This is a genomic window from Nocardioides sp. NPDC057772 (assembly GCF_042798075.1).
GTDB lineage: Bacteria > Actinomycetota > Actinomycetes > Propionibacteriales > Nocardioidaceae > Nocardioides.
Window position 1 is genome coordinate 23,205 of sequence record NZ_JBHVKN010000004.1, and the last position, 11,867, is coordinate 35,071.

At 70.6% G+C, this 11,867-nt stretch carries 9 protein-coding genes and 1 pseudogene; 5 read left to right on the forward strand and 5 right to left on the reverse strand.

What is annotated here, in order from left to right; genetic code table 11:
• Window positions 1-6 precede the first annotated feature (6 nt).
• The 3 genes from ACFVJS_RS01570 (at window position 7) to ACFVJS_RS01580 (ending at window position 3,294) form a co-directional block, all read left to right on the forward strand.
• On the forward strand, window positions 7-1,527 hold the full coding sequence (locus tag ACFVJS_RS01570) for a VWA domain-containing protein (RefSeq protein WP_378876760.1): 1,521 nt from the start codon (window positions 7-9) through the stop codon (window positions 1,525-1,527).
• The gene (gene mftM / locus ACFVJS_RS01575; protein WP_378876762.1) at window positions 1,524-2,444 is read left to right on the forward strand and encodes a mycofactocin oligosaccharide methyltransferase MftM; all 921 of its coding nucleotides are present in this window, start codon (window positions 1,524-1,526) and stop codon (window positions 2,442-2,444) included. The genes ACFVJS_RS01570 and mftM overlap by 4 nt, the downstream gene beginning before the upstream one ends.
• Before the next feature lie 244 nt (window positions 2,445-2,688).
• Window positions 2,689-3,294: an acetate uptake transporter gene (locus ACFVJS_RS01580; RefSeq protein ID WP_378876764.1), complete on the forward strand. Its 606-nt coding sequence runs from the start codon at window positions 2,689-2,691 to the stop codon at window positions 3,292-3,294.
• Between the two features lie 458 nt (window positions 3,295-3,752).
• Here the strand turns inward: ACFVJS_RS01580 and ACFVJS_RS01585 are convergent, their stop codons facing one another.
• From ACFVJS_RS01585 to ACFVJS_RS01605, 5 genes are all read right to left on the reverse strand, one after another.
• Window positions 3,753-4,994 (reverse strand): DUF222 domain-containing protein, encoded by a 1,242-nt coding sequence (locus ACFVJS_RS01585; protein WP_378876766.1) that lies wholly within the window; start codon window positions 4,992-4,994, stop codon window positions 3,753-3,755.
• 475 nt (window positions 4,995-5,469) lie between these two features.
• The gene (locus ACFVJS_RS01590; RefSeq protein ID WP_378876768.1) at window positions 5,470-6,153 is read right to left on the reverse strand and encodes a response regulator; all 684 of its coding nucleotides are present in this window, start codon (window positions 6,151-6,153) and stop codon (window positions 5,470-5,472) included.
• 19 nt (window positions 6,154-6,172) lie between these two features.
• Window positions 6,173-7,540 (reverse strand): sensor histidine kinase, encoded by a 1,368-nt coding sequence (locus ACFVJS_RS01595; RefSeq protein ID WP_378876770.1) that lies wholly within the window; start codon window positions 7,538-7,540, stop codon window positions 6,173-6,175.
• A 10-nt stretch (window positions 7,541-7,550) separates the two neighbouring features.
• A complete protein-coding gene (locus ACFVJS_RS01600) occupies window positions 7,551-8,795 on the reverse strand; it encodes an iron-containing alcohol dehydrogenase (protein ID WP_378876772.1) in 1,245 nt (414 codons plus the stop codon).
• A 1-nt stretch (window position 8,796) separates the two neighbouring features.
• Window positions 8,797-10,008, reverse strand: a complete 1,212-nt coding sequence (locus ACFVJS_RS01605) for a GAF domain-containing protein (RefSeq protein WP_378876774.1) — start codon at window positions 10,006-10,008, stop codon at window positions 8,797-8,799.
• 145 nt (window positions 10,009-10,153) lie between these two features.
• Here ACFVJS_RS01605 and ACFVJS_RS01610 point away from each other — a divergent pair, with 145 nt between their 5' ends.
• Both ACFVJS_RS01610 and ACFVJS_RS01615 read left to right on the forward strand, forming a co-directional pair.
• The gene (locus ACFVJS_RS01610) at window positions 10,154-11,677 is read left to right on the forward strand and encodes an aldehyde dehydrogenase family protein (protein ID WP_378876776.1); all 1,524 of its coding nucleotides are present in this window, start codon (window positions 10,154-10,156) and stop codon (window positions 11,675-11,677) included.
• A pseudogene (locus ACFVJS_RS01615) lies at window positions 11,677-11,867 on the forward strand (hypothetical protein); the annotation flags it as partial. The gene ACFVJS_RS01610 and the pseudogene ACFVJS_RS01615, both read left to right, overlap by 1 nt.

The following is an 11,867-nucleotide window of genomic DNA, read 5'->3' on the forward strand; positions in this document are numbered from 1 at the left end:
CTCGACATGGAGACCGCACTGCACCGCTTCATCCGGCTGCTCCGGCTCTACGGCGTACGCGTGAGCACCGCCGAGGTGATCGACGCGATGCACGCGGTCGCCCAGCCCGGGGTGCTCGAGCAGCGCCACCTGCTCCACGCCGCGCTGACCGCGAGCCTGGTCAAGGACCGTCGCGACCTGGACACCTTCGACCTGGTCTTCGACCGGTTCTTCGGGCTGCGGCCGGTCGTCGAGGAGCCGGAGGAGCACGGGCACACCCACGACGACCTCGCCGACGACGGGCAGCTCACCGACTTCACGCTCTCCGACGAGCCGGGCGAGGTGCCGGAGGACGGGCACAGCCACGGCAAGCCGGACGACATCAAGGAGTACTTCAAGCCCGAGGACATGGCGCAGCGCTACAACCTCCACCAGGAGGCGAACAAGATCGACATCGCCGCGCTCACCGACGAGATCGTCCTCTCCAACGACCCGAAGTCCAGCCCGGGCGAGGCCGCGCGGGTCCAGCTCTCGACCAGCCGGATGCACAACCCCGGCAACCCGGGCGACCTGATCCGAGACGCCGGGATGCAGCTCGACACCGAGCTGTCTGTGCAGGAGGAGATCGCGCTGCTGAGCTGGCTCGAGGAGCGCGAGCCCGACAGCGGTATCGACGACGACGATGCCCTCGCGGAGCTCCGCAAGGCGCTCTCGCCGTGGCTGGCCACGCTCCCCGAGCGGATCCGCGACCACCTCGAGCGGCTGATGAGCATGGAGCGCGAGATCGAGTCGCGCGAGATCCAGGCGGCGCAGGCCGAGACGGTCGCCGAGCACGACCGGGCCGCGCTGGAGGAGTCGCTGCGGCGGCTGCTCAGGAAGCTCCACGGAGCCCCGCGCCCGCGGCGTACGGTTGCCGCTCGCGGCATCGTCGACGGCCGCCGGACGATGCGCACCAACATGAAGTACGACGGCGTGCCGTTCCGCCCGGTCACCGTCGCGAAGGCCCATGACCGACCCCGGCTGCTCGTCCTCTGCGACGTCTCCCTGTCCGTACGCTCCACCGCCCGCTTCACGCTGCATCTGCTGCACAGCCTGCAGTCGGTGGCGACCTCCGTCCGGTCGTTCGCGTTCGTCAAGGACCTGGTGGAGATCACCGACCTGTTCGCCGAGCACCGGATCGAGGACGCGCTGTCCCTGGTGCTGTCGGGGCTGCCGGCCGGGGGCGTGCTCGACGTGGACGCCGACTCCGACTTCGGCTCCTCGTTCGAGCAGTTCCTGGAGCAGTTCGGCTCGGCGGTGAACCGGCGGACCACGCTGGTGATCCTCGGCGACGGCCGCGGCAACGGCAAGGATCCCGGCTTCGCCGCCTTCGAGGAGCTCACCCGCAGGGCCCGGTCGACGATCTGGCTCACCCCGGAGCCGCGCTACTCCTGGTCGCTGGGCGGCTGCGACCTGCCGGAGTACGCGGAGTGGTGCGACAAGGTCCAGGTCGTCCGCAACCTGCGCGGGCTCGACAACGTCACCCAGACGATGTCGGTCGGACGATGACCACCCCGCCCGGCGAGCTGGCCGTGATCGACGCGCTCCGCCCCGGGCCCGAGGCGGGGGTCTACCGCGACGAGGTGGTCAGCGTCCGGGCCTGGCACGGCCCGCGCCCGCGGCGCCAGCTCGGCACGATCCGCACCCGCCACTTCGACGTGCACCGCGAGGGACACCACGTCCACCTGGTCCACTGTCTGCGGACGGAGCAGATCGACGACGACCTCTCCGGCCTGCTCGCCGAGGAGCTGTTCCAGCCGGGATGGCTGCGCGGGCCGGATCTGTTCGAGCGGCTGTTCACCGGCGTCGTGGTCAGCAGCGCTCCGGACCCGGAGCAGGCCTGGGCCGCGTTCTACCGCAACACGCTGCGCCACGTGGAGCAGGCGCTGGAGCGCCCCGGCCCCGCCCCCGCCGGTCACGGCACCGTCGCCGAGTACGCCCCCGTCTACCGCTTCGTCGAGCAGCAGTTGGCTCGTGGCTCCGTCCTCGAGGTCGGCTGCTGCTTCGGGTTCCTCTCGCTGCGGCTGGCCGCCGCGGGACGGCACGTGACCGCCTCCGACCTCTCCGCCGGCACCGTCACGCTGCTGAATGCCGCCGCGTCCCGGCTGAAGGTCCCGCTGACCACGCGAGCCGCCGACGCCACCCGGCTGCCGTGGGCGGCCGACGCCGCCGACAACGTGCTGCTGATCCACCTGCTGGAGCACATCGAGCCCGACCTCGGTGACCGGGCGGTCGCCGAGGCGATCCGGGTGGCGCGACGGCGGGTCGTGATCGCCGTACCGCTCGAGGACGAGCCCGACGAGACCTGGGGCCACGTCCGGACGGTGTCGCTGGACGACCTCGCCGCCTGGGGCGAGGCCTCGGGCCATCCGCACCGGGTCGTCGAGCACCACGGCGGCTGGCTGATCATCGACACCGACCGCTGATCGCTCCTCGCCGGTCGACCTGTCCGTCGACGACGCGGACGCTCATCGGCCCGCCCGTCCCCGCGTCAGGGCTGGTCACAGGGCTGTCCGACCTGTCCGTCGGCCGCACGCGACCGGGTAGGAGGCCTACCCGAGGGCAGGTGCGCGACCGCCCACTCGGCGGGTCTGTCGGTGTGTCGTACGTCACTACGTTGAGGGGACCGTAGCCCAGCCCGGGACGACGGCTGACTCCCTGGAGGAACTGATGACGAACACATCCATCGATGCAGAGGTGCCGACGGTTCAAGGCACCACGCCGACGACGTGGGGCGACCCGTTCCCGCTCGGCCTGGCGAGCTTCGGGATCTCGGCGCTCGTGCTGTCCAGTGTGATGTCGGGACTCGTGGACGCGGCCGCCCTGCCGGCGGTGCTGCCCCTCGCGCTGGCGCTGGGCTTCGCGACCGAGCTCCTCGCCGGTCTGATCCATTACCGGCGTGGTGAGACGTTCCCGGCCCTGGTGTTCACCGCGTACGCCGGTTTCTGGCTCTCCTACGCGCTGCTGGTGCAGTTCTACGGTCCGATGGTGACCGCGGACGGTGCCGCGATCACCGGGATGTTCCTGCTGGCCTGGGCGCTGTTCACGTCCTACATGCTGCTGGCGGCGCTGCGCACCAACACCACCACGATTGTGATCTTCGTGCTCCTGGCCGGGGTCTTCTACCTCGCGGCCTTCGGGTCGTTCCTCGGCAGCGCAGCTCTGGGCCGGACGGCCGGCTACGTGCTGATCCTGGACGCCGTGGTGGCGCTCTACGCCTCGGCGGCGATCATCGTGAACACCACCTGGGACCGCACCGTTCTGCCCGTGCCGTGACGTGGTTCGGGCCGGCGGCGTTCACCGTCGTCGGGGTGCCCGGCATCTCGAGCGACCTGGGCATAGACCAGCACGATGCGCGCCAGAGTCCTGTTTCTGGGACGCGCACATCATGTGCGTCTGGTGAAACGGATGTCGCCGTTGCGTAGTCGTTCACGGACGTGCGCAGGGGCGTGGGCCGTAGTGGCGTGGGCGGTCGTGTGCTGGGAGCAGGGCGGGAAGGCGTTGGAGGCCGGTCGCGACACCGTTGTCCACGTGACCGTTGTCGAGTCGGCGCACATGCCCACCAGACCGTCGGCCAGAAGCGGGACAGACGCGCCGACCCGACGGCTGTAGGTGGGGCAGATGCGCCGACTCGACCGGTTCTCGTGGGGCAGATGCGCCGACTCGACCGGTTCTGGTGGGACAGACGCGCCGGGTCGGGGAGTGTGTTGGTGGGCTGGATCTGACCGGTCGGTTTAGGTGCGCCTGGTGAAACGAATCTGGCCGTTGGGGAGGCGTTCGTGGAGGTAGGTGGGGTCGTGGGCGCGGTGGTGGTGATGGCTGCAGAGAAGTGCGGCGTTGGACAGGTCGGTGGCGCCTCCGTTGGCCCATTCGATCCAGTGGTGGGCTTCGGCCCAGGTGCCGGGGATGTCGCAGCCTTCGGCCTCGCAGGTGGCGGATCTGAGGAGGAGGGCGCGGCGTTGGGCGGCGGTGAAGAGGCGCTCCTTGCGGCCCAGGTCGAGGACCTCGGAGTCACCGCCGAGAACCGCTGGGACGATGTTGGCGGTGCAGGCCAGCCGGCGGGCTTCGGCGGCGGTGATCGGGCTGCCGCCGAGGATCTGGGCGATGCCGGCCTCCTGACGGAGCTGGTCGAGGTCGATGGTCACGATCACGGTGGTGGCGTCCCCGCCATGGATGGGCAGCCGGGCTGGGTCGAGGGTCTCCAGCAGCTGGCAGAACGCGAGGCCGAGGCGGCAGTCGTAGGGCAGGTAGTCGCCGGTCTCGGTGCGGGTGCCGTCCTCGCGCCTGGGTGAGGCGAAGGCCTCCAGGGTGGTCGCGAGCCGGTCCGCGGCCGCGTCCGGGATGACCGCTGTCATCCGGGTGGTGCCGTCGCCTAGGCGGCGTATGCTCAGCCGGGTCTTCTTCCGGGCGTGGGCCTCTTCGGCGGCGAGGCGTCGAGCTTCTTCGGCCTCGGCGACCTCGGGCGCGACGACCTCGAGGATGCGGCGGCCGAGCCGGCGGAGCTGGGTGGGGTCGAACTGGGTGGCGTAGGCGAGGAGGGTCTCTTCGGCCTTGGTCCTGATCTCGACATCGAGGTCGGCCGGGAGTTCGTCGAGGGCCTGGGCGATCACCTGAGCCTGTGCTGGGTTGCAGGCACCCGTTCGCATCGCCGCGGCGACCAGGCCATAGGACCGGTCCAGTGCGGTAGCCAACCGGAGGTCGGCCCGCAGGGCCTCGGGGCGTTGATGAGTGTGGTGGTGAAGCCAGGCCGCCATATCGCGTGCGGCGTGCTCGGCGGTGACGTCGTCAGCAACGGCGATCACTCGGAGTTCGAGCTCTGCCAGCTGAGCCTTGGCCCTAGCGATCTGAACCAGGGTGGTGGCCTTCTGGTCGGTGGCCATGAACGCCGGGTTCGCCTCCGCAACCCGATCCAGGGCGCCGGTGACCGCGACCACGGCCTCCAGCACGGGGTGTTGGGGCTGTTGCAGCGTGGTCATCGAAGCGGTCACCTCCCGACGTACGAACTCTTCACACCCGCCCACGCAGGCGTGTTCTGGTTCGCTGGTCTCGGAGGCCCGGCAGTACGGGCTATTACTTACCCTCGCAGCTCAGCGTTCACGCCCCTGGTTCCCCTGGAATACCCGCACATCGAATGATGGGGGCACGTCTCTTTCGAGGTGGTCGGCCTTCACGTTCGCGCCTGCGCCGAGCCTACCACGCAAAGCAAAATCAAACGAACCTAATCACCTAAACCCAGTCAGGGACAGGTATCCCAACCAAACCCGGACCGCTGCTGGAACCCAGACAAGTCAGGCAAATGGCACCCAACCCAGACACCCTGGTTCGAAATCTCCCAACCCGAACCACGTATTGGCCCCACCCGTGCTGGAACCCGGTCACGAGACCAAAGAGACACACACCAACCCTCCCCCCGATGGCGGCCAGCGGGCGACGGCACGGCAACCTCGAGGCTCAGAGGAGCCCCATCTTGGACGCCTCGTAGACCGCCTCGGCCCGGCGGCTGACACCCAGCTTCCGCAGGATGTTGCCCACGTGGAACTTCGCGGTGGTGTCGGAGATGTAGAGCCGGTGGCCGATGGCACGGTTCGACAGCCCGTGCGCGAGCAGCTCCAGCACCTCGAGCTCGCGCGTGGTGAGCTCGGAGTCGTCGCTGGTCACCGGCATGTTCACGCCGCGGATCATCGCCGCCGCGGAGCGCGCGTCGAAGGCGCTGCCGCCGCTCGCGACGTCCCGGATCGCCCGGACCAGCCCGGTGGTGTCGACGTCCTTGACGACGTAGCCGCGGGCGCCGGCGCGGATCGCCTGCATCACCAGCTGCTCGTCGAGGAACGTGGTCAGCACCAGGATCAGGGCCTCCGGGTGCCGCTGGGTCAGCGCGGCACACAGCTCCAGCCCCTCGGCGTCGGAGGACGAGGAGAGCTTGAGATCGAGCAGCACGATGTCCGGGCGGGCGCTGTTGACCCGGGCCAGCGCCTCGGCCGCGGTCGCCGCCTCCGCGACCACCCGGAGGCCGGGCTCGCGCTCGAGGATCGACCGCAGCCCCTGACGGACGATCGCGTGATCGTCGACCAGCAGTACGTCGATGCCGGTGGTCGCCTGCTCGGGGACCGCCTGCGGTGGGCTGAGCGTGGTCATGGGTTCCTCCTCGAAGCGGCTACTGCGGGTCCTCGATGAGCCCGCAGATGGTTCCCCGGCCGCGATCGACGACCGGCAGCGGCACCCGGAGCTCGACCCGGACGCCGCCGAGATGTGAGCGCCGGAACGCGACCGTGCCGCCGAGCTCGCTGATCCGGGTCTCGATGTTGGCCAGGCCGCGGTGTCGCCCGTCGATCGAGGCGCCGCGCTCGAGACGCAGCTTCCGGGCCAGCAGGCCGGGATCTCCTCGGCCGTCGTCGGCGACCCCGACGTAGAGCTCGTGCTTGCGGTAGCGGAGCCGGAGCACCGCTTGGGAGGCCTCGGCGTGGACCGCCACGTTGAAGAGCGCCTCGCCGACGGCGCGGGCGATGTCGTGCTTGGCCTCCGCGGGCATCGGGCACACCTCGCCCTCCACCCGCACCGAGACGTCCAGGTGCGGGCGATGGTGCTCGGCCACCTCGTGCAGGAGCTCGGGCAGCGAGGAGACCGTGTCGCGGTGCGGCTGGTGCAGGGCGTAGATCGCCCGGCGCAGCTGCTCGACGGCGTCCTGGGTGAGCTGCTTGGCGGTGTTGAGGAGCTCGCCGATCCGCTCGCCGGCCGGGCCCAGCTCCTCCGTCTCGCCCCGCGCGACCTCGACCGACATCCCCGCCGAGAGCACGAACTGGGTCACGCTGTCGTGGAGCTCGCGCGCGATGCGGTGCCGCTCGTGGTCGACCAGCTCCCGCTGCCGCGCCACCAGCAGTCGCTCCTCGGCCTGGCGCAGCTCACGGGTCCGCTGCTCGAGGTCCCGCTCCCGCGCGCCGACCTCGTCGTAGAGTCGCTGGGCGCGGCGATGCTGGGCGAGCCCGGCCTGGTACTGCTCGGAGGTGTGCAGCGCCACCGCCGCCTCGTTGGCCAGGATGCGCAGCACCGACAGGTCGCCGGGCTCCGGATCGTCGGCGAGACCGTGGAGGCCGACGAGGCTGCCGATCATGACGCTCTCCAGCGTCATCGGCACCCGCACCCAGCGAGCCGGCCCCGGCGCCCCGGTGGCATGGCCCGCCCGGATCGCACCGAGCTCGCGACGTACGACTCCGGGGAGCTCCTCCTCGTCGCCGACCACCCGGCCGTCGTGGTCGACCACGATGAACCTCGGTCTCGCGCCGGTCAGGTGACCGTCGGCCAGCGCCAGGATCGTCCACTCGGCGGCGAGGTGGACCGCGGCCGCTCGGGCCACCTCCTCCAGGAGCGCGCGCGGACCCTCCACCGTGCGCACCAGCGCCCGCGAGATCGAGTCCATGGCGCGTACGGCCTGCTGCATCCGTTCGTCGGAGCGCAGGAAGGCGCGGTAGTAGGAACGCTTGCCGGATCGTACGCCGGTCAGTGCTGCCAGATCAGGTGCGCTCACCGGGCCACCTTCACAGGGCTTCCCGGAAGAGCGCGTGGATCTCCGCGCGGCTCGCCGGTCGCGGGTTCGTGGTGAGGCAGGCGTCGTCGAGGGTGGTCACCGAGAGGGTGTCGAGGTCGGTGTCGGTCACGCCGAGGTCCCGCAGCCGCCGGGGGACGCCGACGTCGTCGGCCAGGCGCCGCACGTGGTCGGCGAGCATCTCCGCGGCGACGTCCCCTGGCACGCCGTCGACCGGGAGGCCGGCGGCCCGCGCGAGGCCGACGAACCGATCCGGGACCGAGCGCGCGTTGTAGCGGATCACGTGCGGGAGCAGCACGCCGTTGACCACCCCGTGCGGGGCGTCGAGCAGCCCGCCGACCTGATGGCTCATCGCGTGGGTGGCCCCGAGGATCGCGTTGGTGAAGGCCAGCCCGGCCTGCAGGCTCGCCTGCGCCATCATCGCGCGGTGCTCCATCGCGCCCGGATCGGTGACGGTCGAGCGCAGGTGACGGCAGACGAGAGCCACCGAGCTCATCGCGTGCCCGTCGGCCAGCGGGTTGTGCGCCAGCGACACGTACGACTCGATGCCGTGGGTGAGTGCGTCCAGGCCGGTCGCGGCGTTGAGCGCCTCCGGCATCGTGGTCAGCAGCCGCGGGTCGGTGATGGAGACGTCCGGGACCAGCGCGCGGCCCATGATCGTGATCTTCACCCGACGGTCGGTGTCGGTGACGATGCAGAACTGGGAGACGTCGGCGCCGGTCCCCGACGTGCTCGGGATCATCAGCATCGGCGGGATCGGCCGGGCGATCTGGTCGATCCCGGCGTAGTCGAGGATGTCGCCGCCGTTGCCGGAGAGCACCGCGACCCCCTTCGCGGCGTCCATGCAGGAGCCGCCGCCGATGGCCACGATGACGTCGGCCTCGGCCTCGACGTATCTCTCGTAGGCGCGGCGCACCTCGTGGTCCTTGGGGTTCGGCGTGACATCGGTCCACAGCACCGGAGTGAGCCCCTCGGCCCGCAGCAGCCGGAGCAGCTCATCGACCCACCCGGCCTCGACGATGCCCGGGTCACTGACGACGAACGGCCTCCGGGCGCCGAGCCGGGAGGCCGCGTAGCCCGCCTCGCCCAGCGAGTCGGGCCCGAAGACCACCTCGGGAGCCTGGAACTTCACCACCTGGTCGAGCGGTGCCGTGGTCGGCAGGACGGGCTCCTGCCGGGGCGAGACCCCCCACGTGCGGGCCATCACGGCCGTCGAGGGTGCGGTTCCGGTGGTCATCTCAGAGACCCACCTCGCGGTCCAGCCGGGCGATCTGGCCGTCCGCGAGCGCCATCAGCGGGGAACCGGGCGGCAGCAGGTCCTGGAGGCGCAGCCACATCTCGTAGTCGTCGGCGCCCCACGCGGACCGGGTCCAGGTCGAGACCAGATCGGGCTGGCCCGACTGGAGCACCGCGGCACGCAGCTGCTGGGCGAGCGTCTCGCGCAGCCGGACCACGCCGGGCGCGACCGAGCGCGGCAGGATCGGCCCGCGATAGCAGCGGAGCGCGCCGGCGACGTCGCCCACGGCGAGGCGTGCCTCGACGCCGAGCCAGTCTCCGGTGACCTCGGTCGTGAGCCGGTAGGGACGGGAGGCGAGGAACTCGTCCCCGAGCAGGTTGCGCAGCCGGTTCAGCTCGGCGCGCAGCGTCGAGGAGCCGCCGTCGTCCTCGTAGAGCAGCACCGCGAGCTCGTCGCCGGAGAGCCCGCGCGGGGCGCTGGCGAGGAGCAGGAAGATCTCGCTGTGGCGGGGCGAGAGCCGCAGCTGGGCATGGTGGCCACGGCCGTCGTCGATCGAGAGCAGCAGGTCTTGGCGACCGAGCGTCTCCACCGCGATCCGTGCCCACCCCGGCCGGGTCTCGGGCTGCCTCGGCAGCAGCTGCTCGCGCGCCAGCTCGGACTCCGCGAGCCTGGCGGCCGCGCGCACCATCGCCATCGTCTGGGGCACCACGATGGAGTCTCCGCCGGTGATGTCGAGGACGCCGAGCAGGCGGGAGTCGCCGGGGTCGTGGATCGGGGTGGCGGCGCAGCTCCAGGGCTGCACCGAGCGCCGGAAGTGCTCGGCCGCGATGACGCTGGTCGGTCGGTCGAGCCGGAGCGCGAGGCCGGGTGCGTTGGTGCCGGCGAGCCGTTCGTCCCAGTTGCTCCCCTCGACGAAGCCGATCTGCTCGGCCCGCCGGAGTGCTGCCGGGGCACCGCACACCCAGAGCAGCTGGCCGGCCTCGTCCGAGACCGCCATGATCGCGTCGCAGTCACGCGCCGCCTGGCCGAGCACGTCGTCGAGGAGCGGGAACACCCGAGCCAGTGGATGGGCGGCACGTACGTCTCGCAGCTGGTCCTCGGGGAGGGTGATCGGCGCGCACGTGTCGTCCGCGGTCACCCCGGCGGCGGCGGACCGGTGCCACGAGTCCGCCACGGCTGCGCGCATCGAGGCGCTCTGCTTCGTATCGCTCATCCGGACCTCCTCTGGTGACGAGGGTCACATTTCAAGGTTGCATTCACGTTGCATCGGTCGCGCAACGTGGCTGCAACCTCGGCGTTCCTAGCGTCTGTGACCACGATCACGCCCCAATGCCTGACTTTGCCTGAGGAGAATTCCGATGACCGTATACGCAGCTCCCGGCCAGCCCGACTCACTGGTCACCGTCCAAGGTCGCTACGGCCACTACATCGGCGGCCAGTGGGTCGACCCGGTCAAGGGCGCCTACTTCGAGAACATCTCGCCGGTGAACGGCAAGCCGTTCACCGAGATCGCCCGAGGCACGGCCGAGGACATCGAGGCAGCCCTGGACGCCGCACACGCTGCCGCTCCGTCGTGGGGGAAGACCTCGACGACGGAGCGGGCCAACATCCTGCTCAAGATCGCCGACGTGATGGAGGAGAACCTCACCGCCATCGCCGTGGCCGAGACCTGGGAGAACGGCAAGCCGGTCCGCGAGACCCTGGCCGCCGACATCCCGCTCGCCATCGACCACTTCCGCTACTTCGCCGGTGTGCTCCGTGCCCAGGAGGGCACCATCGGCGAGATCGACGAGAACACCGTGGCGTACCACTTCCACGAGCCGCTCGGCGTCGTCGGCCAGATCATCCCGTGGAACTTCCCGATCCTGATGGCCGTCTGGAAGCTCGCTCCCGCGCTCGCCGCCGGCAACGCGGTCGTGCTCAAGCCCGCCGAGCAGACCCCGTGGTCGATCCTCAAGCTCATCGAGCTCGTCGGCGACCTGCTGCCCGCCGGCGTGCTCAACGTCGTCAACGGCTTCGGCGTCGAGGCCGGCAAGCCGCTCGCCTCCTCGCCCCGCGTCGCCAAGGTCGCCTTCACCGGTGAGACCACGACCGGCCGGCTGATCATGCAGTACGCCAGCCAGAACATCATCCCGGTGACCCTGGAGCTCGGCGGCAAGAGCCCGAACATCTTCTTCGACTCCGTCGCCGCCGAGAAGGACGCCTTCTACGACAAGGCGCTCGAGGGCTTCACCATGTTCGCCCTCAACCAGGGCGAGGTCTGCACCTGCCCGTCGCGGGCGCTCGTCCAGCGCTCGATCTACTCCGACTTCGTCGGCGACGCGATCGCCCGGGTCGAGAAGATCAAGCAGGGCAACCCGCTCGACGACACCACGATGATCGGCGCCCAGGCCAGCAACGACCAGCTCGAGAAGATCCTGTCCTACATCGAGATCGGCAAGGACGAGGGCGCCAAGGTGCTCACCGGTGGCGAGCGGAACATCCTCGAGGGCGACCTCGCCGAGGGCTACTACGTGCAGCCGACCGTCTTCGAGGGCGACAACTCGATGCGGATCTTCCAGGAGGAGATCTTCGGTCCCGTGGTCTCGCTGACCGGCTTCGACGACGAGGCCGACGCCCTCAAGGTCGCCAACGACACCCTGTACGGCCTCGGTGCCGGCGTCTGGTCGCGCGACGGGTCGCAGGCCTTCCGCGCCGGCAAGGAGATCAAGGCCGGCCGGGTGTGGACGAACTGCTACCACGCCTACCCTGCCCACGCGGCCTTCGGCGGCTACAAGCAGTCCGGCATCGGTCGCGAGACCCACAAGATGATGCTGGACCACTACCAGCAGACCAAGAACCTGCTCGTCAGCTACAGCCCCGACGCCCTCGGGTTCTTCTGATGAGCGCGACCCACGCCTCCTCCCTTCCGGCGCGGGTCGCCGTGACCGACGAGGCGGCGGAGCTGCTCCGCCGTCTCGTCGGGCCCCGGCCGGCACCGGCGAGAGCCAGGAGAAGCGACTGGTGGTCCTGGCCGGGGGCCGACCGGCGGCGGGGGCCCGGAGCCGGGGGCGTCGGCCCACGGAGCGGATC